Origin of the sequence: Gordonia sp. 852002-50816_SCH5313054-c, assembly GCF_001665925.1 — a bacterium.
Taxonomy (GTDB): Bacteria; Actinomycetota; Actinomycetes; order Mycobacteriales; family Mycobacteriaceae; genus Gordonia; species Gordonia jacobaea.
Map to the genome: position 1 here is coordinate 14,084 of NZ_LZTE01000045.1, position 24,958 is coordinate 39,041.

17 protein-coding genes are annotated in these 24,958 nt (G+C 64.5%); 8 read left to right on the plus strand and 9 right to left on the minus strand.

The genetic code is table 11. The features are described 5' to 3' along the window. The first annotated feature begins 42 nt into the window (after nt 1-42). Nucleotides 43-1,608, plus strand: a complete 1,566-nt coding sequence (locus A5788_RS10940; RefSeq protein ID WP_064870108.1) for a DHA2 family efflux MFS transporter permease subunit — start codon at nt 43-45, stop codon at nt 1,606-1,608. Here the strand turns inward: A5788_RS10940 and A5788_RS10945 are convergent. The 5 genes from A5788_RS10945 to A5788_RS10965 form a co-directional block, all read right to left on the minus strand. Then, nucleotides 1,570-2,709 (minus strand): PDR/VanB family oxidoreductase, encoded by a 1,140-nt coding sequence (locus A5788_RS10945; protein WP_064866099.1) that lies wholly within the window; start codon nt 2,707-2,709, stop codon nt 1,570-1,572. The two genes, A5788_RS10940 and A5788_RS10945, sit on opposite strands and share 39 nt — an antisense overlap. Before the next feature lie 23 nt (nt 2,710-2,732). After that, a complete protein-coding gene (locus A5788_RS10950) occupies nt 2,733-3,695 on the minus strand; it encodes a metal-dependent hydrolase (RefSeq protein WP_064866097.1) in 963 nt (320 codons plus the stop codon). 26 nt (nt 3,696-3,721) lie between these two features. Further along, complete coding sequence (locus A5788_RS10955) at nt 3,722-4,723, minus strand: alpha/beta fold hydrolase (protein WP_064866095.1); 1,002 nt, start codon at nt 4,721-4,723, stop codon at nt 3,722-3,724. Nucleotides 4,724-4,886: 163 nt separating this feature from the next. Beyond that, nucleotides 4,887-6,140 (minus strand): pyridoxal phosphate-dependent aminotransferase, encoded by a 1,254-nt coding sequence (locus A5788_RS10960; protein WP_064866093.1) that lies wholly within the window; start codon nt 6,138-6,140, stop codon nt 4,887-4,889. A 151-nt stretch (nt 6,141-6,291) separates the two neighbouring features. Then, on the minus strand, nt 6,292-9,864 hold the full coding sequence (locus A5788_RS10965) for a (Fe-S)-binding protein (protein ID WP_064866091.1): 3,573 nt from the start codon (nt 9,862-9,864) through the stop codon (nt 6,292-6,294). 758 nt (nt 9,865-10,622) lie between these two features. Between A5788_RS10965 and A5788_RS10970 the strand changes: the two genes are divergently transcribed. Together A5788_RS10970 and A5788_RS10975 are read left to right on the plus strand one after the other, a co-directional pair. Beyond that, on the plus strand, nt 10,623-12,284 hold the full coding sequence (locus A5788_RS10970; RefSeq protein WP_064866090.1) for a glycosyltransferase family 2 protein: 1,662 nt from the start codon (nt 10,623-10,625) through the stop codon (nt 12,282-12,284). A gap of 38 nt (nt 12,285-12,322) precedes the next feature. Continuing rightward, nucleotides 12,323-13,261: an STAS domain-containing protein gene (locus A5788_RS10975; RefSeq protein ID WP_064866088.1), complete on the plus strand. Its 939-nt coding sequence runs from the start codon at nt 12,323-12,325 to the stop codon at nt 13,259-13,261. Here A5788_RS10975 and A5788_RS10980 read toward each other — a convergent pair. Further along, nucleotides 13,197-14,186 (minus strand): glycoside hydrolase family 26 protein, encoded by a 990-nt coding sequence (locus A5788_RS10980; RefSeq protein WP_231894242.1) that lies wholly within the window; start codon nt 14,184-14,186, stop codon nt 13,197-13,199. The genes A5788_RS10975 and A5788_RS10980 overlap by 65 nt on opposite strands. Before the next feature lie 49 nt (nt 14,187-14,235). On the opposite strand from A5788_RS10980, the gene A5788_RS10985 reads away from it, so the two are divergent. Continuing rightward, nucleotides 14,236-15,495, plus strand: a complete 1,260-nt coding sequence (locus tag A5788_RS10985; protein ID WP_231894243.1) for a glycoside hydrolase family 26 protein — start codon at nt 14,236-14,238, stop codon at nt 15,493-15,495. Nucleotides 15,496-15,529: 34 nt separating this feature from the next. On the opposite strand, the gene A5788_RS10990 is transcribed toward A5788_RS10985, so the two are convergent. Next, nucleotides 15,530-16,924, minus strand: a complete 1,395-nt coding sequence (locus A5788_RS10990) for a WS/DGAT/MGAT family O-acyltransferase (protein WP_064866084.1) — start codon at nt 16,922-16,924, stop codon at nt 15,530-15,532. Nucleotides 16,925-17,043: 119 nt separating this feature from the next. Between A5788_RS10990 and A5788_RS10995 the strand changes: the two genes are divergently transcribed. From A5788_RS10995 to A5788_RS11005, 3 genes are all read left to right on the plus strand, one after another. Next, nucleotides 17,044-17,664: a SanA/YdcF family protein gene (locus A5788_RS10995; RefSeq protein WP_331710819.1), complete on the plus strand. Its 621-nt coding sequence runs from the start codon at nt 17,044-17,046 to the stop codon at nt 17,662-17,664. A 218-nt stretch (nt 17,665-17,882) separates the two neighbouring features. Then, the gene (locus tag A5788_RS11000) at nt 17,883-18,830 is read left to right on the plus strand and encodes an alpha/beta hydrolase family protein (protein ID WP_231894244.1); all 948 of its coding nucleotides are present in this window, start codon (nt 17,883-17,885) and stop codon (nt 18,828-18,830) included. A 94-nt stretch (nt 18,831-18,924) separates the two neighbouring features. Then, nucleotides 18,925-19,785 carry a transporter substrate-binding domain-containing protein gene (locus A5788_RS11005; protein WP_231894245.1) on the plus strand — a complete coding sequence of 287 codons (861 nt, stop codon included), beginning with the start codon at nt 18,925-18,927 and terminating at the stop codon, nt 19,783-19,785. Here A5788_RS11005 and A5788_RS11010 read toward each other — a convergent pair. Both A5788_RS11010 and A5788_RS11015 read right to left on the minus strand, forming a co-directional pair. Further along, nucleotides 19,778-21,037, minus strand: coding sequence for an acyltransferase (locus A5788_RS11010; protein ID WP_064866078.1), 1,260 nt, complete (start codon nt 21,035-21,037; stop codon nt 19,778-19,780). The two genes, A5788_RS11005 and A5788_RS11010, sit on opposite strands and share 8 nt — an antisense overlap. Before the next feature lie 220 nt (nt 21,038-21,257). Continuing rightward, nucleotides 21,258-23,426, minus strand: coding sequence for an acyltransferase family protein (locus A5788_RS11015; protein WP_064870109.1), 2,169 nt, complete (start codon nt 23,424-23,426; stop codon nt 21,258-21,260). Between the two features lie 150 nt (nt 23,427-23,576). Here A5788_RS11015 and A5788_RS11020 point away from each other — a divergent pair, with 150 nt between their 5' ends. Further along, complete coding sequence (locus A5788_RS11020; RefSeq protein WP_064866075.1) at nt 23,577-24,941, plus strand: styrene monooxygenase/indole monooxygenase family protein; 1,365 nt, start codon at nt 23,577-23,579, stop codon at nt 24,939-24,941. The last annotated feature ends 17 nt before the right edge of the window (nt 24,942-24,958 follow it).

Consider the following 24,958-nt stretch of genomic DNA (forward strand, 5'->3'; position numbering starts at 1 on the left):
TTCTATAACAGTAGAACGACAATCTACTCGGAGGGTTTTCGCATGCGTTCTCGCTGGTTGGCGCTGTGTGCGCTGTGTTTGGCTGAGCTCTTGGTGATGGTCGACAACACGATCGTCAACGTCGCGTTGCCGACCATGTCGCGTGATCTCGGGGCTGGAATCTCGGGATTGCAGTGGATCGTCGACGCCTACACGCTGGTCTTCGCCGGGCTGCTTCTCACCGGTGGTTACCTCGGCGACCGGTTCGGGCACCGTCGGATGCTCCTGGTGGGTATCGCGGGCTTTGCAGGGGTGTCGGCCCTCGCCGCCTCGGCGAACACGTTGGGTCAACTGATTGCTGCGCGTGCCGGCCTGGGAGTGTTCGCGGCGCTGGTGTTTCCCGCGACCCTCGGACTGATCGTCGCGATCTTCCCGGAAGGGAAGCAACGTGCCACGGCGGTCGGCATCTGGGGTGCGACGTCGGGAATCGCCGTGGCGATCGGGCCGGTGCTCGGAGGGTGGCTGCTCGAGCACTACTCGTGGGCATCGGTGTTCTGGGTCGGACTACCCATTGCGGCGGTGACCGCGATCGCTGTGCTCGCGGTGGTACCGGGCACGCGACCGGAATCGGTGTCGCGGTTCGACGTCGTCGGACTGGTGCTGTCGGTCATCGGACTCGGCCTGCTGACCTACTCGGTGATCGAAGGTCCTCATCACGGGTGGACCGATGCACGAACCATCGTGGGAATCGTTGTGGCGATTGCGGTTATCGGACTCTTCGTCTGGCGTGAACTCGTGGTGGCGCACCCGATCCTCGACGTCGCGCTGTTCGCCAATCGCAGGTTTGCGACCGCAGCGGGAATGGTGGCGGTCGCGTTCTTCTCGCTGTTCGGATTCATCTTCCTGATCACCCAGTTCTTCCAGGCTGTGAAGGGATATGGACCGTTCGAAGCAGGCCTGCGCACACTGCCTTTCGCGATCGTGACCGCGGTGTGCTCGCCGGTTGCCATGGCGCTGGCGCATCGGTTCGGGCCCCGCTGGGTGGTGACCTCGGGAGCTGTCCTGATGTCGGCAGGCTTTGCGCTGGTGGAGATCTCGTCACGGATGTCTGGTTACTGGGAACTCATCATCTGGTCGATGGCGCTGATGGCGGCGGGCCTCGCCGCGATCACGGGTCCGTGTACGCACGTGATCATGAGCTCGCTGCGACCGGAGCAGGCGGGTGCCGGTAGCGCCGTCAACGACACGACGCGTGAGATCGGTGGAACACTGGGCGTGGCCGTGCTCGGCTCGGTGCTCACCTCGGTGTATGCCTCTTCCGTATCGGAAAGGATTGGCGCACTGGGACTTCCGCGCGAGATTGCCGCGATAGCCGAACAGTCGGTGATGGGCGGAGCGGAGGTCGCCGCCCGCGCCCCTGAGTCGATCTCCGGCCCTATGACCATCGCCGTGCAGGAGGTCTTCGTCGACGGGCTGCACAGCGCGGTCTGGGTGGCGGTTGCGGTGACCGCCGTGGCTGCCGTTGCCGCTGCGGTTCTACTGCGCGGTGAAAGTCACTCGCGTGGCGCCGAACTCACGTCGGATGCGCACTCAGAGGTCGACGGTCAGGTGATCGCCACCGGCGCGTGAGACGCAGGTGAGGATGGAGCCCGCTGCACGCTCCGGCTCGGTCAGGATGTTGTCGCGGTGGTCGATTGCCCCCGACAACGTCCTGATCTTGCATGTGCCACAGAATCCCTGGCGGCATGAATACGGGACCGACGGAACCTCTTTGCGGAGCGCGCTCAGCAAGGTCTCGTCTGCCGCGACGTCGATCTGCTGTCCGGTCGAGTCGATTGTCACGGTGAACGGACGACCGTTCTCCACCGGCGGCGGACTGAAACGCTCGTAGTGCAGTTCGATGTCGGGGCGGTCGTGTAGATGGCGCCGCAACGACTCCAACATCGGTACCGGGCCGCAGCAATAGACTGCGAGACCCGATGGGGCCCTTCCGGTCTGCGGGTCGATCGGTCCGAGCAATTCCTCCATGCTCGGCAGGCCGTGCTCGTCGTCGGTGCGGATGGTGATCTTGTCGCCGAATCGCGCGACCTCGTCGCGGAACGGGATCGAGTCCATACTGCGACCGGTGTAGATCATCGACCAGTCGAGACCGAGGCGCTCGGCGGCCGCCAGCATGGGCAGGATCGGCGTGATGCCGATGCCCGCAGCGACGAACCGGAGTGAGCGGGCTTGCGATCCGTAGCCGGGCAATGCGATCGGAAAGGCGTTGCGCGGACCCTTGATCTGAACGGTGTCGCCGACGTGCAGGGTGTCGTGCACCTCGACCGAACCGCCTCCGCCATCGGGGATGCGCCGCACGGCGATTCGGTAGGTCTTCCTATCGGCGGGATCGCCGCAGAGGGAGTACTCGCGCATCCTGCCCGACGGCAGCAGGAGGTCGAGATGCGCTCCGGCGTGCCACCTTTCGAGAAGCTGATCGTCGAGTCCTGCGAAGGTCAGTGCGACGACGTTCTCGTCCTGCGCGACGACCTCTCGTCCCACGATGCGCAGCGTCGTGACACCGTCGTACTCAGCGGTCGACCGCAGTGGCGAGAACGGACGCCAGAACGGCAGCCACGTCTTGGACAGCACGGTGCCGAAGGTCATCAGGGGATCATGGCGCCATCGTCCGTAGAGATGTGGCGGCACCGAGGTCATTTCGGTGGTGTGCGGGTGTGCCCGTTGATTCATGGTCTGTTCGGTTCCGTGTGTACTCAGGAGGCGTTTCGTGCTGCGGGCGAGGACGCCAGGTAGGCGACAGCCTGTGCGGTCGAACCGATTTCGGTTGGATGAAAACCTGGCCTGAAGTAGCTCGCCGTCGCGAAGAGCACACTGCGGATCGTCGGGAGAACGCCTGCCCGCACGCCGCGCGCGTAGTGATACTGGCGGTAGAAGTAGTTGTTGTGCTTGATCGCCGGATCCTGATGGGTGATGAAGCGGAAACCGCGAAAGAGTAGGAGCAGCAGGGTGGGCAGTGCGATCAGCATCGCCCGGCCGCGCCGAAGGTAGCTGTCACCGAAGTAGACCGCGACGTCGTGTGCGACGGCTCGGTGCTCGACCTCCTCGGCTCCGTGCCAGGTGAACAGGTCCGACATCGTCGGATCGGCCCCGACTTCGGTCCAGGTGTTGTTGAGCGCGAAATCGCCGAGGATCGCGGTGTAGTGCTCGATCGCGGCGATCAGCCACAGTCGTTCGATGAGGTGCTTCTGCTTGGCCTCCACGCTGCCCTTCTCCAGGGGGCCCAACACCTTTCGGAACACCCACTCCATCTGGCGGCAGTACGGCCGAGGGTCGATTCCGTGATGGTCGAGGAACTCCCAGAGCACGTGGTCGTGCGCCTCGGCGTGCATGGCTTCCTGGCCGATGAAGCCGCGCATCGTTGCGGCCAGCTCCTCGTCACGAACCAGGGGGAGTGCTTCGTTGTAGGTCTGGACAAACCAGCGCTCTCCCTCGGGGAGAAGCAGATTGAGCACGCTGATGAAGTCGGACGCGATCGGATGACCCGGAATCCAGTGCAGCGGAACGTCGCTCCAGTCGAACGTCACGTTGCGCGCGTGAAGCTCGACGTCGCCGGGATCGGTGTCGTTGTCCTGAGGTGGGACTGCATGTGGTGTGGATGCGTGTGGTGCGAATGTGTGCGCTGAGGTGGTGTCCACCTTCTCGGCGTGTGCGTGCACGGTAGAAACTCCTTCGCGATGGCAGGTCAGCGGATAGCGGCGCGGTCGGGGGTGGTCGCGGTGGATGTTCGGGCGGCGATGCGTCGTACGAAGTCGCGGATCGAGTCGGCGACGTAGCCGGGATTGGTCGTCGGGGCCCAGTGGGTGGTCGGTGACTCGAGACGGGTGAGATCGGGGGCGAATCGGTTCGTGTTGCGCAGCAGGTGTGTTCGCACCGCGAAGTCGCGGGTGTTGACCATCTCCAGCACGGGAACGTTGGTCGTTCGCGGGTTGGGTTTGCCGACCTTGCGCACCATGTTGGCTCGGTAATAGCGCGCGCCGGAACGCATGTCGCGCCGCAGCGACGGCGCGACGACGATCTGCTCGGGGGGCGTACCGTCCATGAGTCGCAGGAAACGTCGCCATGCGCCGGGCGAGCCGAGCGTCGCGGAGATCAGCGTCGGACCAAATGGCAGGTGCAGCAGCACGATGTACGTCGAGAAGAAGGACTGCAGGAGGGTGTCGAGCGCTCGACGCGGCGTCGGATGAGAGATGTTCTCGCGCAGGAGCACTCCCACGTGGTCCAGGCACGGGCCGGAGATGCTGGTGTACGACGCGAAGTGATCGGCGGCGTCCGGGCGGGACATAGCCTCCCACGACTGAATGGAACCCCAGTCATGCGCGACAACATGGACGGGCGCGTCGGGGCTCACGGCATTGGCGACGGCGTACAGGTCGTCCGCGAGCGTTTCGATGCGATACGCCGACACCCCACGCGGGTTGTCGCTGACTCCGAGTCCGCGGGTGTCGTACGCGACGACCCGGACGTCGTCGGAAAGACGTTCCGCAACCTCGGTCCACACCTCATGCGTATCCGGCCATCCGTGCACGAACAGCACCGTCGGACGCTCGGCGTTTTCGGGAGTAACTGGGCCGGCGGGGTTGCCGGCTCCCGAGACGGCGGATGTGTCACCGGCAGGATCGTCGAACTCGAAAGTCGCGAGCCGTACGCCGTCGACGTCGATGAGTCGTTTGACCCACTGCTTCATACGTCACCCCTTCGGTACCGTGATCTGGTTAACGTAACCGAGCGTCACAGCTATGTCCAGAGATGGTGACAACGAAGAGTGTCACATAACGTGCAGGCGGGGATCAGCGAATCGCGCAGAAGGTGCTGCGCCGCAGGTCATCGGGGGTAATTCGGCCGGTGAACTACTGGCGATACGACGACAGGAAGTTGCCGATCCGTTCGACGGCGTCCTTGAGATCGCGCGACCAGGGGAGTGTGACGATGCGGAAGTGGTTCTGATCGTCGAGGTTGAACCCGCTGCCCTGCACGACCAGGATCTTCTCCTGCAGCAGCAGGTCCTGGACGAAGAGCTCGTCGTTGTGGATCTCGTAGACCTCGGGATCGAGACGCGGGAACGCGTAGAGCGCGCCCTTGGGCTTGACGCAACTGACGCCGGGGATCTCGTTGAGCTTCTCCCACGTGACGTTGCGCTGCTCGTAGAGGCGTCCACCGGGCGCGACGAGCGCCTCGATGCTCTGGTAGCCGCCAAGGGCCACCTGAATCGCGTGCTGGCCCGGAACGTTCGCGCACAGGCGCGTCGACGCCAGGATGCCAAGGCCCTCGATGAAGCCCTTGGCGTGGTCCTTGGGGCCGGTGAGCACAACCCAGCCAGCCCGGTAGCCACAGACGCGGTACGCCTTCGAGAGCCCGTTGAACGTCAGGCAGAACAGGTCGGGGGCGAGCGACGCGATGTTGATGTGCTCAGCGTCGTCGTAGAGGATCTTGTCGTAGATCTCGTCGGCGAGGATGAGCAGTGAGTTGCGTCGGGCGACGTCGACGAGTTGCTCGAGCACCTCCCGCGAGTAGACGGCGCCCGTGGGGTTGTTGGGGTTGATGACGACGATCGCCTTGGTGCGGTCGGTGATCTTCGACTCGATATCGGCGATGTCGGGGTTCCAGTCGTTGTCCTCGTCGCAGCGATAGTGCACGGCTGTGCCGCCGGAGAGGGCCGTCATGGCCGTCCAGAGGGGATAGTCGGGCGCGGGGATCAGCACCTCGTCGCCGTTGTTGAGCAGCGCCTGCATCGTCATCGTGATGAGCTCGGAGACACCGTTGCCGAGGATCACGTCGTCGACGTCGAAGTACGGGAAGTCGGGGAGGAGCTCGTAGCGGGTGACCACGGCGCGTCGTGCCGAGAGCACACCCGCCGACTCCGAGTACCCCTGCGAGTACGGCAGCGCGTGGATCATGTCGCGCATGATCACGTCTGGGGCCTCGAAGCCGAACAGCGCCGGGTTGCCGATGTTCAGCTTCATGATCCGATGGCCCTCGGCCTCGAGTCGCGCCGCATGCGCGTGCACCGGCCCACGGATCTCATAGCAGACGTTCTGCAGCTTCTCGGACTGCTCCAACGGCTTGAGGTTCTGGTTCAGGTGCGATACATACGGCCTACTCACGGGTTCAATTGTCTCAGCCGCAGGCAAATCGATTTTTTCGGGCTGTCGGAAATGCAGAAACACGCGCCTCTGACACCTGCGAGCGATACTTCACTCGCAGGTGTCAGAAACGCGTGTTTCTGACGGGCGGCGGATTCTTACCGTCAGCCGATCAGCGCTGGCCGGGCCGCTTCTTGCCTGCGGCCATGCCGAAGCCCTTGGCCTTCGACGCTCCGGTCTCGGCGATCGTGCGGCCGTCATCAGCTGCGCCTTCTGGGGCACTGCCGTTCGACGACGCTGCCGCGCCCTCGGCCGCTGTGTCCGTGGACGCCTCTGCCGGGGTTTCTGCCGGTGCTGCTTGGGCTGACTCGGCTTCGGGCGCTTCGGCCTCTGGTGCAGCGGCTTCTGGTTCCGGAGTCGACGCTGCGGGAGCCGTCGACGCTGCCGGAGCTGCAGCCTTGGGAGCCGACGCCCCGCCCGGGCGCTTCTTGCCCGCGGCCATGCCGAAGCCCTTGGCCTTGGCAGGCTTCTCTTCGGTCACCGCAGCGGCCGACGCCGTTGCAGTAGACGCCGTTGCAGCGGGCGTCTCCTCCGTCGCGCTGGCCTCGCCACCGGTCTCGGGCTGTGCCGGAGCGGATTCTGCCGGAGCGGACTCAGCCGCCGACGTTTCAGCAGGTGCCGAAGCCTCTGCAGCTGGGGCGGCAGGCTTGGCAGCCCCCGACCCGGTGCCTCCCGGGCGCTTCTTGCCCGCGGCCATGCCGAAGCCCTTGGCCTTGGCAGGCTTCTCCTCGGTCACCGTGGCAGCGGAAGTGCTTGCGGCCGTTGCCGATTCGGTGTCGGCGGTCGGGGCGGCGTCGGGTGCGGATTCGGTCTCTGCAACCTTGTTCTCCGCGGCGGCTGTGACGCCCGCGTCGGACGCGGCCGCATTTGCGGTACTCGCTGCGCCCGGCTTCTTGGCGCCGGGACGCTTGCCGGCAGCCATGCCGAAGCCCTTGGCCTTGGCCGGCTTCGGCGCATCGGCTGTGGTACTTGCTGCTGTATCACTCGCCGCGTTCTCGACTGCCGCCGACGACTCGGCCTGAGCAGGTGCGGGCTGCGCGGACGCCGACGCAGGCTTGGCCGCCCCGCCCGGCTTCTTCATGCCGCCCTTCATGCCGAAGCCCTTTGCGGCGGGCTTCTTCTCGGCTGCGTCGGTCGACGCTGTGTCCGCCGAAGCCGCAGGTGCCGATGCTGCCGGCGCCTTGGTCGCTGCGCTCCCGGCGCCGGGCTTCTTGCCGCCCTTCATCCCCAACCCGACCTTGGGCTTGGGCTTGGCGTCGGTTGCAGCGCCTGCCGCGGCCGCGGCCGGAGCGGCGGCTGCCACCTTCTCGGGCTCGGGTTCCGGCTCGGGTGCGGGCTTGGCGACCGGTCCGAGGAAACGACCGCCCCGCTTGACCTCCGGCAGACCACGCTTGACCGAATCGAGCAGCATCTGCGAGACGTCGACGACCTCGATCTTGCCCTCGTTCTCGGTGCCGGACGTCCGTGCGGTCACACCGTCGGTCAGCATGACGCGGCAGAACGGGCAGCCCGTCGCGATCTTCTGCGGTGCCTCGCCGTTGCTACCTCCGGCTCCGTTCGCCGAAGCCAGGGTGTCGAGAGCCTCGTCGACGCGGTCGATGTTGATGCGCTTGCCGATCTGCTCTTCCATCCACATACGCGCACCACCGGCGCCACAGCACATGGAACGCTCGCCGTGGCGAGGCATCTCGCGCAGCGTCGAACCGGATGCTTCCATCAGCTCACGAGGAGCGTCGTAGACCTTGTTGTGACGTCCCAGGTAGCAGGGGTCGTGGTAGGTGACGCCCTCGCCCATCGGTGCCACGGGCACCAGGCGCTTCTCCCGCACGAGGCGGTTGAGGAGCTGCGTGTGGTGGACCACCTCGTACTTCGCGCCGAGCTGCGGGTACTCGTTGGACAGCGTGTTGAAGCAGTGCGCACAGGTCACGACGACCTTCTTGCGCTGCGTCGGCGCCGTCTCGAAGACCCCGTTGATGGTCTCGATGTTCTGCTGCGCCAGCATCTGGAACAGGAATTCGTTGCCGGCACGTCGTGCCGAATCGCCGGTACAGGTCTCGCCCTCGCCGAGGACCATGAAGTTCACCGCGGCGATGTCGAGGAGTTCTGCGACAGCCTTGGTGGTCTTCTTCGCGCGATCCTCGTACGCGCCAGCGCAACCGACCCAGAAGAGGTACTCAAAGCCTTCGAACGATTCGACGTCGGCACCGAAGACCGGGATCTCGATGTCCATCTCGTCGATCCAGTTGGTGCGTGCCGACGCGTTCTGACCCCAGGGGTTGCCCTTGTTCTCGAGGTTCTTGAACATGCCCGCGAGCTCGGTCGGGAAGTCGGACTCGATGAGCACCTGGTAGCGCCGCATGTCGATGATGTGGTCGACGTGCTCGATGTCGACGGGGCACTGCTCGACGCACGCACCGCAGGTGGTGCAGCTCCACAGGGTCTCGGTGTCGATGACCGCACCGAGCTGCTCGGGGTCGAATGCGCCGTCTTCGTCGACAATGCCCTCGCCGCCGCCCATCGCGCCCTTCGACTCACCGACCAACTTGCGCGACGCCTCGGCCCGCGCGGCCTCGGGGATCTTGGCGAGCTTCGCCTCGTCGACGTTGCCCTCTGCGTCGACGAGACCGACCTCGTCGCCGCCCATGTCCTTGCGGCCGCCGGCGATCAGATACGGCGCCTTGGCCTGTGCGTGGTCGCGCAGCGACATGATGAGCAGCTTCGGGCTCAACGGCTTTCCGGTGTTCCAGGCAGGGCACTGACTCTGGCAGCGGCCACACTCGGTACATGTCGTGAAGTCGAGCCAGCCCTTCCACGAGAAGTCCTCGACCTTGCCTGCGCCGAACGCGTCGACGTCGGGGTCGGCGGTCTCCATGTCGAGGACCTTGCCCTGGCTCATCATCGGCTTGGCGGCACCGAGCGCGACGCCGCCGTCCTGCTCACGCTTCAGATAGATGTTGAAGAACGCGGCGAAGCGGTGCCACGCGACACCCCAGTCGATGTTCGCGCCGACGACCGCCAGCCAGATCATGCCGCTCATCAGCTTGACGACAGCGGCGGCGGTGACCCAGTAGACCGACGACCCCTCGAAGAGCTGCGCGAAGTAGTGGGTGAAGAACGACGTCCAGATCGGCGGGTCCTCGATGCCAGACGAGATCTTGAACGTCTTCACGAAGATCATGCCGAGGCCCTCGATCAGGACCACGAGTTCGACGAAGTACGCGGCGCCGAAGCGTGAACCCGAGAAGCGGGACAGGCGCTTGGGCATCCGCGGGTGGTTGAGCTGGCGGATGATGATCAGCGCCATGATGCCGATGACGGTGCCGAGGCCCAGCACCTCGTCGGCGAAGATGTAGATGTTCCACGAGCCGATCACGGGCCAATGGAACTCGGGGTCGAAGATCTGGCCGTATGCCTCGAACCAGAAGATCGCACCGATCATGAAGCCGAACATCACCAGCCAGTGCGCCCAGCCGACGGTCCGGAACTTCACCATTCGCGTGTGGCCGACGAACTCCTTGAGCATCGTCCACAGTCGCGGGCCGACGGGCCAGTAACGGGTGCTGTCGACCTTCTGGCCCTGGGCGATCGCGCGCACCATCGTCCACACGCCGCGCAGGAAACTGGCCCAACAGAACAAGCTGATGACCGCGGCAATAGTGCCGATGGTGATCGTCGTGGCATTCACGGCGTCCCGGCCCCTCTCATATTGATCATCGACCTAGTCGCGCAGGGCTGACGTGCGCGGGGTCGGACGTCTACTACAGGTAACCGTAATTCTTCCTCGGTACCTCGCGCTGCCAAGGCTGCCCTTACCTGGAGCTGGTACTAGGCGTTGCGATATAGGAATGATACTCACGAGTAACTGACTATCCAGTCAGTTCCGAGTGACGTAAACCTCTCTCGCTGCCCCGCCGGTGCCATTTTGCTTGATGAAGGGGCTCGCTGTGTGCTGCGGTCGCGCTCGCCGAAGGAAATAGAGTGACCCATGCCACATATGTTGGATAAAGCGTCGCGCGTCTCAGTAGAAAGGAGTTTATCCGTCCACGGAATTGGGGACAAAAACCGTTTCGTGTGGCGCACAAATTTTGTATTCAGGTAAACAATTCAAATATGTACACCAGACGGAGTACGGCGGGTTGCGGGTGCCCCTGAACTGGGCAAGAATCGTGGATGAGCTGCGACGAGGCGGGTCGATGTTGTGGGATCGATGTCAACTCGGAGGTGGGGATCGTGGGGCCAGCGCGGCTGTTTGCCGTCAGAATCATTTCCATTCTTGTGGTTTCTTTCGGCTGTGCCTATATCTTTTGGCGATGGAGCGACACTATCGCCTGGTCCGCTTGGTGGATTGCTATTCCATTAGTTATTGCGGAAACATATTCGCTTTCTGAGTCCATTCTTTTCGCATTTATGATGTGGAATGCGCGCGAGCGGCCGGCTCCACCCATGGCGCGACCCGGCCTGACCGTGGATGTATTCATCACCACATACAACGAGCCCCTCGAGCTCGTGGTCCGCACCGCGATCGGCGCGCGCGACGTGAGATACCCCCACAACACCTGGATCCTCGACGACGGTGATCGCGAGGAGTTCCGGATCGCGGCGGCCGCGCTGGGCGTCGGGTACCTCACGCGAGGCGAGGAGTGGAACGGGCGCCAGCGGCATGCCAAGGCCGGCAACATCAACAACGCACTGTTTCTCACCGACGCGGAGTTCGTGGCGATCCTCGACGCCGACCAGGTCCCCAAGCCGGAGTTCCTCGACGCCGTCCTCGGCTACTTCGACGACGACGCCGTGGCCTTCGTGCAGACGCCGCAGTACTTCTGGAATGTGCCTGACTCCGATCCGCTGGGCAGTCAGGCCGAACTGTTCTATGGCCCCATCCAGCAGGGTAAGGACGGCTGGGGTGCTGCATTCTTTTGCGGCTCGAACGCTGTCCTGCGGCGCGAGGCTCTGATGGCGCTGGGCCTACGGACATACTCGCGCGGCGCTGACCCGCAGGTCAGAAGGGCTATTCGCGACGAATGGGCGCGCCTCGAGGGTCTCATCAACGAAGCGGGGCATGGATCGGGACTGCGCATCCCACTCGAGGATGCGCTCGACGTGGTGCGTGGCGCGCGACGCAGGTTGCGGCGTGGCGCGCCAGTCGGCGAGGTCGCCTTCGAACTGCGTGCCGGTATTCACGACGTCCTCGACTCGCACCCGTGGCTACCGGACGAGGTCGTCGACGAGCTGCACAAGACAATGGACTCGGTTGAAGTGTCTCGGATCGACCAGGCATTGGCGATCCAGCCGATCAACACCGCCACGGTGACCGAGGACATGGCGACCGCCATGCATCTGCACGCCATGGGTTGGGAGAGCGTCTACCACCACGAGGTGTTGGTGGAAGGCCTCGCACCCGACGATCTCGCGACAATGCTCGGCCAACGCCAGCGATGGGCCACGGGGTCGATGCAGGTCTTCTTCGCCGACAACCCGCTCTTCCAGTCCGGGCTGACGTTTGCGCAGCGGTTGATGTACCTGGCCACCATGACCTCGTACCTCAACGGTTTTGCAGCGGTGGTCTACATCGCCGCGCCGATCATCTACTTCACGCTCGGTGTCTTCCCCATGAACGCCTACCCCCTGGACTTCTTCGCCAGGTTCATCCCCTTCTTCGTTTGCTGTCAGTTGCTGTTCCAGGTGGCCGGGTACCGGTCCGGCGGTCTGTGGCGTGGGCAGCAGATGTCGTTCGCACTGTTCCCGATCTGGATATCGGCCACCCTCTCGGCTGCCGCGGCGGTCTTCTTCCGACGCCACATCTCCTTCTCGGTGACCTCCAAGGAGCAGGTCGACGCGCGGGTCGACTACCGGCCGATCATCCCGCAGATAGTCGCGATGGTGGCACTTGTCGCATCGTCGGCTGTCGGCATCCTGCGCTGGAGTCACGGCGATGCCGAGACTTTCCCGACCTTCCTGTCACTCGGGTGGGTCGGTCTCGATCTCCTCCTGCTTTCGTCCGTCGTCCGCGCCGCCCACTACCGCCCGACACCCATCGACCCGGTCGACCAGTACATCAATGGTTGTGTGTTGACCAATAGCCCTGCGCCACAACGTTCCACCTAATTGACGACCTCCCAGCCCCCTGAATCCTGGAGAAGAACATGTCACTGGCCCACGAAGCATTCGCAGAGTTCGACGATGAGACAGCCGACGTCCGGGTATCCGGACGGCTAGAAGTGAAGTCGCGTCTGTGCGACGACGTTGCCCGCGCATGTTCGGGCGGCGCGCGTCTCGTGCTGGTCGACGTCGGCGAGGTCACCACGGTGACACCATCCGGTATGGCCGAACTCATGCACGCTGTGCGCTGGGCAAGGTCGCGCCGCGCCGATCTGCGTATCTATGGAACATCGGTGGCAATGCTCGACGCGCTTGACGCCCTCGATCTCGGTAGGGTCATGGTTCTCTACACCGACCGCGCCGCAGCTGCTGACCGCGATCAGACAAGGATCGAACAAGTCACGCGCACAGCACGATTCGCACGACGCAGGCGTCTCTTCTCGGTTGCCCGCGGGGCCACGGATGCGTCGGGTCCTGCTAGTAATGCTCTGGACGCAACGCTCCCCGAGGAGCTAGAGGTGGTCACACAGCTTGGCGCCAATGACGCGATTCACGTCGATAAGCCGGCCGAGGTTGATGGTGGCAAGGCTATGGAGGGTTCATCGGGCATCGCCGATGTCGCCGTGAGTGGCCTGTGGGACGTGTCCTCGACTGTCCACATCGATGTGCACCAGCTGTGCACCGCCGGTGCGAGGCTGGTGCTCGTAGACGTTGGCGGTGTCTCCCGTGTGACGCCTTCGGGCATGGCCGATCTCATGCATGCGGTTCGGTCGGCGCGGAAGCTCCGTGCAGAACTGCGGATCTTCGGGCACTCGCCCGCTGTTGCCGACGCCCTCGACGCCCTCGGGTCGGGAAAAATTCTTGTGCTCTATCCGGATAGGAGTGCGGCGCTGACCTGTGATCGACGCGTACCCGACGCTAGGTCGCGGGGACGGCGTCCAATGCGGACCGGAATGCCTTCTCGCTCTGTGGGTTCGAATTGAAGCGCCAGTCTCGCTCCTTGTTCGCCTGGAACCACACGAACCCGTCGACGTCCGGCTCGCGACTGACGAGCGAGACAAAGTCATGGATCCACGTAGCTTTTCGTGTCGGATCCGGGTCGTCGGCGGATGCCACTTCGGTGACCAGGATGGGTTTGTCGCCGAGTCGGCGGAGGCTGACGAACGCGTCCGAGAAGATGAATTCCGGTGAGGCCCAACCGTGTTTGCCATCGTTGCCCCAGTTGTAGCCATCGATCCCCAGGTAGTCGACCTCGTCGTCGCCGGGGTAGGCGGCGTCGAATCCAGGGATGCCCGAAATCGCCGCCATCGGCGCCCAAACCATCGAGATGTTGTGCGGGTCAATCGAAGTCAAGATCGATCGGACGTGGCGCCAGGCGTCAATGTAGGACTGCGGCGTGTTGCCGTTCACGTGCATTCCCCACGGGTACCAGTCGCCGTTCATTTCGTGGGCGAACCGGACGATCACCGGCTTGCCGAACTCCTTCAGTCCGGTCGCCCATCGTCGGAGATCGCTATCGAACGCGCCGTCGGCAATTCGCGACAGTCGGTAGTCCGGTTGGTTGACACCGCCGGACGGGTTCCATGGTTCGATGCTCACGATCGGAACAGCACCCGTCTCGGCGATTCTGGCCAGATCCGCGTTCGGTACCGGCTCGCGGAGTCCGCTGAAGGTGAGGATCAGATCCAACGGGCGATCGGCAAGGGTGGTGACCCCGACCACCCCGGCGTCGGAGTCGACGTCGCTCCCCTTCAGATCGGGAAGATAAGCGCCCCAACGAATGTGGTGCGGAGCGTCGGAGTCGCCGCCGTTGCTGCACGCGCCGAGCGTGAGCACCAGGATCAGTGCGACGAGCGGCAAGGCGATACGCGCGACGTCGACATTCTCTGTCTGTGTACGTGGTCTCACAACAGTTCCGTTCCGTTCGGTAGCACTGGTGAGGAAAGTGTGGCATGACATGACCAGCCCGCCAATCGATAGCGAGACGACGCGTCCAGATGACCTGGCGGAGCAGGGCTTCGCGGAGCGGTGGTCGCGGCGTCGTCGGCGTCGCCCCTCCGCACTGATCCCGATCATCGCCATGGTGGTCGGAATCGGCGCCGCGGCCACCCTGTTTCAGCACTACCTGCCCGAGCCGACACCGCCCTGCGCGGTCACCGACTACCATCGGGCAGTCCCGGCGTCGGGAGTTCTGTTCGGCGTCAATCTCGACTGGCAGTCCGAGAGCCTGCGAGAACATCACGACAACCTCGGGCACGCTCCCGCGGTTGCTGTGCAGTTCTCCGACATCCCGTACAACAACGAGACCTGGGCACATACTGTCGCCGCCGCCGATCAGGTGCGTAACGAACGCGGCATCATGGTGCTGACCCTGGAGCCTCACGCTGGATTGGCGGCGATCACCGAGGGCGTCGTCGGTCGTCTGGGTGACGACCTGCGCAAACTGAACGATTCGGGTGTGCCCGTTATCCTTCGATTCGCGCACGAGATGAACGGTTCCTGGTACGCGTGGGGTCAGCAACCCAGGGCCTACGTCGAGACATTCCGTCGGGTGGCCGCGATGGTCCATCGCAAAGCGCCTGGGACGGCGATGATGTGGGCGCCGAATTACGGCGGCGGGTATCCGTTTGAAGGCGGAAAGTACATGGCGCGTAGCGGAACAGAGGACTACCAGTTGACCGACACCAATGGTGACGGAAAACTCACCGCGGACGACGATGCGTATGCGCCGTACTATCCGGGCGACGACGCGGTCGACTGGGTGGGGATTTCGTTGTATCACTGGGGAAATCGCCGTCCGTGGGGCAACAACGACGTAAGCGAACCCGGAAAGTTCACCGCGATGCTGGAGGGTCGCTACAACGGAAGCGCGGGTCACGACCTCACCGTGCCGAACTTCTATCAGATCTATGGCGCGGAGCACAACAAGCCGGTGGCGATTGTCGAGACCGCCGCGATCTATACCCCGGCGCGTGCGGCTCAGGGTGCCTCGGAGCTTGCGGTGAAGTCGACGTGGTGGCGGCAGGTCTTCGCCGCCGACATACCGTCGCGTTACCCGATGCTCAAGATGATCAACTGGTTCGAGTGGCGCAAGTACGAGATCGAGATCAAAGATGTCGTCGACTGGCGTGCTGCCGGTTCACCGGAAACAAGGGATGCATTCGTCAGCAGCCTGCCGAAGTGGCTCGACTACGCCGACGCGGTACACCCGTGCTGAAACACATTGCTCTGCAATCTGTTTCAAGTTCAGATCATGCCCCTACGTCCGCGACCTTCTCCAACTCCTCCAGCGAGGTGTCGAGGTGGGTGAGCAGCCGCTGCAGGCTCGGCACTTCCTTGCGGGCGCCGGTCAGACCGAAGTTGATGTGGTCGGCAGTGGTGGCGACGGTGATGTTGATCGCCTGCCCGCCCAGCGGGATCGATGCCGGATAGACACCGTCGAGTTTGGCTCCGTTCCAATACAAGTCGGTCTTCGGGCCGGGAACATTGCTGATGATCAGATTGAACTGCGGAGGCGTGTATCGCACGAATCCCGGGACCGTCGCGAGGGCGAGTGGTGCAAAATTGGCCGCGCCCAACGCCATCGACTGCACCGGAGACAGGCTCCGCACCAGTTCTTTGGTCTTGCGGGTCGACGCGATGATCGTGGCCAGCCGTCGTTCCGGATCCGGCTGGTCCGTGGCCAGATTCACCATGATCGCGGTGATGTTGTTGCCGTCGGCATCGTTGTCGGTGTGTAGCGAGACCGGCATCGCCGCGATGAGCGGTGCGTCGGGAAGAGCGTCCTGGTCGATCAGGTAGGCGCGCATCGCGCCCGAGCACATCGCGACCATGACGTCATTGATGGTGATCTGCATTTCGTCGGCGATCGCACGTAGGCGTGTGAGCTCCCACCGTTGCGCGGCGAAACGTCGGGCACTGCCGATGGGGACGTCGAGGATCGTCTTCGGTGCGGCATGTAGCGGCGGGACGAAGGCGTCGTCGGTGAGTCCGGTGTAGGCGACCTTCGCTGCGGCCATGCCCAGTCCGGCGACCTCACCCGCGAGTCCCGTTGCCGTTCCCGCGATGTCGCCGATGCGCGACAGCAGCCCCTTCGCGGGCGCCGCCGGCTTGGGGTGCCGTCGCTTCAATGACGGATCCCACGGCGCGGTACCCGACCGGTCGTCGGGGTCCTCGCTCAATGTGCGTTCCAGTAGCCGCAGCGCCGATACGCCGTCGACGATCGAGTGATGAATCCTCGTGTACAGCGCTACACGACCGTCGTCGAGACCGTCGATGATGTGGACCTCCCACATCGGACGGTTCCGGTCGAGGAGTGTGCCGTGATGGAGTGAGACGTAGCGGAACAGTTCGCGGATGCGCCCGGGACGGGGCAAGACGGCACGACGGACGTGATAGTCGAAGTCGATCTCGTCGTCGAACGACCACATCAACGAACCGATGAGGCTGACCGGCTGGGCAGGCCTCTTGCGGAACAGGGGATGCACGTCGGTGCAGGAGTAGAAGGTATCGAAGATCTCCTCGGCAAGTTCGGTCGACGACTGGCCCTCACGAGGAATGAAGAGTTGTAACCCGCCGACGTGGATCGGTTGATCGCGGGTCTCGGCGAGCAGGAACATCGACGCGGTAACCGGCATGTACGGCATGCTGTCCCCCTCACGGTTCGGAATAACCTCAGTATCGTCGTGACCGCGCGTCAGATACGTCGAACGGCGATATCGGGACTGTGTCCCGGCACACGTCGAGGGTGCGGTTACCGTGAGACGTGCTCAACCGTCGTCGTATCGGCTTGTCGCTGATGTGGGTGGCGGTACTTGTGGAACTGATCGTCACTGTCGCGGCCACCGTGGTCTTCGTCGGCGCGCACGGTCGGGTCTATGCCATCGACGATGCCGCGCTGCGGCCCGGCTCGGTCCCCGCGACGGCCATCGTCTTGGGTTCGCTGGTTTCTGACGGCGAACCCGGCACCTATGTTCGGGGTCGCCTCGACACGGTACTCGACCTCTATCACCGCCGAATCGTCACGCGAATCATCAATTCCGGCAACGGTTCTGCCGACGCGGGTGATGAACCGGCGGTGATGCGCGCGTATCTCGAAGAGCGCGGGGTTCCGCCACACGCCATCGTCGACGACGCTGCGGGCATGAGCACCGAACAGAGTTGCGTTCGCGCCCGCGATGCTTTCGGCCTGCGGGCGGCACTTCTGATCACCCAGGACTTCCATGCCGACCGTGCCGTCACGCTGTGCCGGGCGGCCGGAATCGACGCAAGCGCGGTGGTCGCCTCGTGTGAGTGCGAGTGGCCGACAGTGGTACGAAACCACGTGCGCGAGAGCCTGTTCGCCAATCCACGGGCGCTGCTGTCCATGCTGTCCGCATCGAGATAGCGACCTTTTCGATCACGTGCGAGCGCTGTGGAACCGTGAGTAAAGTACCCGAACATCGCATTCGTGTTGTTAAACTTCGCGCGGTAAGGCGCTGGTAAAGGATCGTCGATAGGAACATCGGTGGACGCAGTCGTGCGGGACGTGGGCGCGCGGGAAGTGGGCGTGCTCTCGTGACTCGACGGCGGTTATCAATCGGACCATCCGGCATGTTGGCCGTCGTGTGTTCTGCCGTCATGCTCGCTGTGGGCTGCTCGGCGACCGACACGTCGGTGGGCGGGGGATCGTCTGCTCCTGCCGCGACCCCGGTCAATGCGGGCGCGGCCGACGGTCAACTCGCCAAGGTCAACTCGTCGTCGGATGTCGAAGCCAGGCGGTATCTGTATCCGACCACGACGGGCACACGCGACGATCGGCAGAACTGGGCTGACCTCTACCTCCCTCCCGGCGATCACAAAGACGGATCAGTGCCGCTGGTGATTCTGATTCACGGAGGGTCGTGGCAGGCGCAGGTCGGCGCCGACAGTTTCGTCACCTTTTCGAGGCGTCTCGCGGAGCGGGGCCTGGCCGTCTACAACGTCGAGTATCGGCGAGTCGGGTCGGGCGGTGGCTGGCCGACGACCTTCAAAGACGTTGCCGCCGCGCTCGATTTCGTGCCGCAGGTCCGTAGCAGCAACCCGGAGATCAACACGACGAATGCCGTCGTCGTCGGACATTCTGCTGGAGGACAGTTGGCGATGTGGGCCGGAACCCGACACAACCTCGAGCCGCGCGAAGTCGGTGCATCGCCCGCCTTTTGGCCGACGAGCGTGGTCTCGCTGGCCGGGCCGCTCGACATGCGAACAGCCGTGAAACTCGGTGACGATCGGATCGTCACGGCGCTCGGCGGTCGGCCAGAGCAGGTTCCCGACCGTTACACGTCGGTCGATCCGATACAGAACATCGACCCGAAAGCGCCCATCATCGCGATGGTCGGGACCAACGATCACGTTGTCCCGCCGATCCTTTCGCAGAACTACGTCAAGGCAGTCAAACGTGAGGGCGGAACGGGCACGGTGGTTCTGCTCGACGGCGCCGACCACGTGTCGATCGTGACTCCCTCCGCCCCGACCTTCCCGCTCGTCGTCGAGACGATCAGCAGGGCCGCGCACAATGCTTCCCGGTCATGACGGGCTTGCAGGTCATGACGAGCTCACCGCACGTGAAAGCAGGCCAGAACCCATGTGGCGCTTGAGAAAATGTCTACGCTCGACGAGCGTCGCCGTGATCGTCGCAGTGGGTGCGGTCGCCCTCGGGGCATGCGAATCGGACTCGGCGAACAGCGGTTCGACGTCGACGGCGCCTGCGTCGCTGAGCGTCGACTCCGCACTCGCGGCTCAACTGCCCGCGCGCATCCGCGAGAGTGGGCAACTCCTCATCGCGACCGACGTACCCTACGAGCCGATCATCGCGTCGCAAGGCGGGAAGTACGTGGGATTCGACGCGGACGTCGCGACCGCGCTGGGTCAATTGCTCGGCGTCACACCGGTTTTCCGCACCACGGCGTTCTCGACGATCATCGCGGGGGTGCAGGACGGTACCTACGACACAGGGTTACGCGGCATCTTCGACACCCTTGCCCGCGAGCGTCGGGTCGACCTGGTCAGCTACTTCTCGGCGGGCACTCAATGGGCCCAACCGACAGGAAAGCACGTCGACCCCAACAATGCGTGCGGACTGCGGGTGGCGGTGTCGGCAGGCACCGTGCAGGCAACCGTCGAGATTCCGGCGAAGAGTCAGGCGTGTACAACTGTCGGTGAAAAGGCAATCACTGCAGTGCCTTTCGACAGTATCGATGCCGCCGTCGCTGGGCTCGAGGCGGGCAAGGCCGATGCGATCTCGGCCGATTCGCCTGCTATCGCGTTCGCGGTGCACAAGTCTCACGACGCCCTGGCGCTGGCAGGAGACATCTTCGACACCGAGCCCTATGCGCTTCCGGTCGCCAAGAACTCGCCGCTCGGACCCACGTTGCGTGACGCGGTTCAGCGGCTCATCGACAGCGGCGAGATGCGTCGTATCGCACGCAAGTGGGGTCTCGAAGACGGCTTGATCAAGCAGTCGACGATCAACACCGCGATCAGCTGACGGCAGCGCCTTCGCGACGGCTCGGCGCATCGTCGGCGAGGGTCGGCGCGGAGTCCGCGCGCGGCGAACGGAACGGAACTCGCGGGCGCCCCGTCAGGTACAGCGCGCCGGGGAGTCGCCGCAGAATCTCGACGAGGAGGAGCGACCCGGCCAGCGTGCCCACGTAGACGACGATGGTCGCCCACGGCTGTCCGATGGCGTCGAGCACCCACGACGTGCCGTTGCGCTGCGGGTACATGATCATCGTCAGCACCAGTACGTGGACAAGGAACACCGGGAACGAGCGATTGGACGCGTACTTCACGGCCCGGGCGAATCGCGGGGTGAACTCGCGTCGGTTCTCGGCCCAGTGCAGGGCAACCGCGTACAGGCAGGTCATCGCGACGACCAGGAACGGGAGCAACGTGGGGTAGAACGCCGAGTTGTTGTCGTGCACCGGTTTGCCCGCGAACCAGACGCCCCCGACGTACGAGCCGACGGCGATCGCTGCGGTCACCAGCAGTGCGCCGAACAACCACCAGCCCTTGCCCTGCAGCCATGCGCCGATCTGCTTGCGGTGCACCGCGGCGACGGCGCCGTACAGGATGAAGAACTGATACGGGATGAACGTCGCGTAGTTGTGCCACCAGTGGGCCGCGACGGCTGCGGGCGGATTCCAATGCGTGATGGTCGCGGCGACGGCGAACTGCAGCACCAAGCTGACACCAAGGAGCGCGACGTGGTGCCCGGCGGTTGCGCGCAGCAACCAGACCACCAGCGGGAAGATCAGGTAGACCTGCAGCATGACGAACAGGAAGTACATCTGGAACCCGGAGAGGCCCCAGCTGAGCTGGTAGAAGAAGTTGGTCAGACTCGTCGGGACCTCGGTGAGCCTGCCCGCCAGCCACATGTTGACCACCCAATAGATGGCCGACCAGATCACGTACGGATAGATCACCAGCTTGATTCGACGCTTCCAGAACGTCGGCGCACTGAAATCCTGCTTGTCGAAGTTCTGGTACATCAGCACGAAGCCGGTGAGGGCGAAGAAGGTGTTGCGCGTGAAATGCAGCAGCAGCGACGTGGTGTTCACCGGCATGCTGGTGAACTCGTTGGTGGTCTGCGTGAGGCAGTGCACGAAGATGACCAGCGAGAACGTCACACTGCGGATCAGGTCGACCTGGTGCAGGTAGGGGCGGCGCGTCGGTCGCGTGGTCGAGGCGTCGGCACCTGCCGTCGACTCGTTTGCACGCGAAACCAACGTCGTCGACATACTCAGACTCAGCCCCTGACAGTTCTCGTGGACGGTGTGCGGGGCCGGATCTCTTCACGTTGACGGGGTGCTCGAGCCTCGACGCTCGCCCCGTGCGTCAACGTTGCGGCCCCATCGCGTTGATAGGCCGTGATCCTCCCGTTATCGCGTCTGAGCTTATCAGTGGAGTCTGGACGCTCCCTGAGACGTGGCTGTCAGCGAGTCTCACCGGCGCTCAGACTCACCACCACCGCAGCGCACGGCCCAGATCGGCGTCGACCGCAGGGATCAGGCTGCGGACAAACGTCGCGGACAGGTGGTGGTAGTCGTGCCAGACGAGGATGTTGCCGACGACAGCCGGGCAGTAGGCCGAACCGCACATCGCGTCGGTGTAGTCGAGAAACGACATGTTCGGATACTGCGACGCGATGGCCCCCGTAGGGTCCGTCTCCGCCATCGCCGCATCCCGGTCGACGCCGCAGACCTGCGGTTTCTTGCCCTGTGCCAGGCATTCCGGCGGCTTGAGCTTGCCATGTGCCCAGGGGTTGTCGCGCACCGCGACGACCCGCTGTCCGCGCTCACGGAACTGCGTGAAGATGTCGGTGTAGTCCTTCGGAACGGTGTCACCGGGCCCGTTCTCGACCGGGCGGGTGCTGTTGGTGAACACGACGTCGGGTTTGTCGACGGCCAACCTGTCCATCACGCGCCGTGACCAGTCGTTGCACTGGTAGTACTTCTGCCCGAACCAGGTGAAGACGTGCGAGGTGGTCAACGCGCAGCCGACCTTGAGGTAGGTGGTGACCCTGAATCCGCGCTGCTTGCCGACGGCGTCGAGCGCGGTGATCCACTGCTCGGCGTGCGATCCGCCGACCAGCGCGACGGTGCGCGTGGCCCCAGGATCGCCGTAGACGCCGACCTTGATCGACGGGTCCTTCCAGCCGCTGATCATCGAGTCGTACGAGGTGACCGGCCAGTCCTTATCGACGACCTCCGGGCTCGGTTGGGGGTCGACGCGGGGCGTCGGCGCGCCGTCGAGGTACGCGCGAGCACCGGGGTAGAGCCGGGGATCGAGGTTGTCGGTGTTGACCGTCGCGTTCGCGGCGTTGCGCTGCCAGACGACGGCCGTGGTGCCCGCGACGATCGTCGCGATCACGAGCACAGCGGTGAGCGCGACCCGATACGAGCGGCCGAAACCCGTGTCCCGTCCGGATCGCAGCGGAGCTTCGATGTACCGGGTCGTCAGCCACGCCAGCAGCAGCGACACCGCGAGGATCGCTGTGCCCTCGTACCAGCTCACGTCGTCCTGGAAGCGCCACGCGAGGTAGAAGATGAGCAGCGGCCAGTGCCACAGGTAGAGCGCGTAGGCCACCGAACCGAGCCACACCAGCCGCGGGTGCGCGAGTGCCCGGCTGACCAGCCCGGTGTCGTTCGACGCCGCGTCGCGGGCAGCGGGTGAACCGGTCCAGATCAGCGCGAGCGTCGCGCCGACCGGTATCCACGCCCAGACGCCCGGATACTCCGACACCCCGCTGATCCACCAGCCGCAGCTCACGATCAGCGCAAGCGCACCAACACCGACGACGTCGCGCAGCCAACCGGGCATCGCGAGGCGGTTGCGGTGGACCTGCGTAAGCCTTTGGGGAATGGCGACGGCCAACAGCCCGCCCGCGAGCGGCTCCCACAGCCTCGCGACAGTGTCGTAGTAGTTGAACGGCTGGTTCACGTCGTGCCGGTAGACCGCCCAGGCGAACGCGACGACTGCGACGGCAAGCAGGGCGACGCCGACGATGGCACGTATGACGCGGGCCTCGCCGAACACCGAGATGCGACGTGCGAGCAGCTTCAGGACGCCGCCGAGCGCGAGCATGCACACGAGCGTGAGGACGAAGAACTGGCCCTGCATCGACATCGACCAGAGATGCTGCATCGGACTGTTCGCCGAATCGGCGGCAGCGTAGTCCTGTGAGTCGAAGGCCAGGTGCCAGTTCTGGTAGTAGAGCGCACTCGCTTGGATCTCCGAACCCAAAGGGCCCCAACGAGTTGTGGGCATGATCAGCGCTATCAAGGCGGTGATGACAGCCAGGACGACGAGCAGAGCGGGCAGCAGGCGCCGTGCCAGTCGCCAGAAGCGAGGCCACGGATCGACCGCCCGTCGCCACGACACGTTCGGCGGGTTGGTTGCGATGACGTGCTTGAGCAACGACGCAATGAAGAAGTAGCCGGACAGCGTGAGGAACACGTCGACGCCACCGGACACCCGACCGAACCAGACGTGGAAAATCGCGACGAGTGCGATCGCGATACCCCGCAGGCCGTCGAGGTCGAGGCGGTACCCCGAGGTGTTGCCGGTGGCGGCGTCCTCGTTGGGGGTGCCGGGAGCGATCCCGGCGTCGGAAAGCGTGGAACTCACAGGCAGCGATGGTAGCGCGGCGAATGACCCAGTCCGCGGACCCCATCGGCGCGGGAGGTTTGCGCCTTCGTGCTTCTAAATCTTTTCCCACCAGAGTGCATCGCGCACGCTGTGTCCATTGTCGAAAAGTTCAGACCACAAGGAGCACAGATGGCAGACCAGAAGCGCGTTGCAGTCGTCGGCGCGGGAGTAACGGGTACGAGCGCTGCGCTCGGCTTCCTCGACGCGGGATTCGACGTCACTCTCTACTCTGACCGCGATCGAGAGTCGTTGCGAGACAGGGTCCCACCGACCGGCGTCGGCGTGCTGTTCGGTAGCTCGCGCGACTGGGATGCGCAGATCATCGACGACCTCTACGAGGTGGGCAACACCACCGGCATCAGCGTTCGACTGTCGTCAGGGGAGGGCACCGAGCGCGTCGACGTTCTCGAGTTCAACCCCGACTACGGCTACGTCGCGCAGGCCGTCGACCTGCGTCTACGTGCCGATGACCGCCTCGGTCGATTCCTCGAGCGCGGCGGCCGCTTCGAGGTCGAAGCCGTGGATCCAGACCGCCTGGACGAGATCGCTGCCGACAACGACCTGACCCTCGTCGCCACCGGCAAGGGCGGCCTGGCGTCGTTCTTCCCGGTCGACGACGAGCGCACGCACTATCGCGAGCCGCAGCGTCGACTCCTGCAGGTCACCCTGACCGGACTCGACCACGGTCCCGACACGTTCGCCTACCGTGCTGCCGACGGCGGACGTCAGTCGCTGTTCAACCTCGACAGCGACAACGGCGAGATCTTCGTCGGACCCTTCCTGCACAAGGACGCGGGCGCGACATGGTCGTTCATCGTCTTCGCCAAGCCTGACGGCGCGTGGGCGCCGAAGATCGACGAGGTCACCGACGCCTCGTCGGCGCGTCAGGCAATCGTCGACATCTTCGACGAGTGGTTTCCCGCCGACGCTCCGGCGATCCGCGAGCTCGCCGTCATCGACTCTGATCCCTACTCGTGGTTGAAGGGTGCGGTCACCCCGACCGTCCGCAAGCCCGTCGGCACGACGAAGAGCGGGCACGTCGTCGCGGCGATCGGCGACACCGTAATCGCCGTCGACCCGGTTGCCGGCCAGGGCGCGCAGAACTCGCTGATCCAGGTCGCCGAATTGGTGCAGGCCGCCAAGGCGCGCCTCGACGACGACCCGTCGGCGGAGTTCTCCGCGCAGTGGCTGACCGACGAGTTCGAGGAGCATTGGGAGAGAAGAGGACACGCGTCTGTCGAGGTGACGAGGCTCTACCTCGGCGACCCCGATTACGCGACGCACCTCGAACTGGCCTTCCCGGCCGCGGCTGTCAACGTCGACGTCGCCTCGGCGCTGTTCGGCTTGCTGTCCGACCCCAATCCGCTTCTCACGCTTGGTGATCGCGACGACGTGCTCGGCTTCATCTCGGCGGTGTCGGGCGAGCCGGCCGACGACGTGCTCGGACGGTTCGAGCCGCTGGGAAGCTTCAATTCGCGCGCAGTTCCCGCCTGATTGATTGGCAGCAAAAA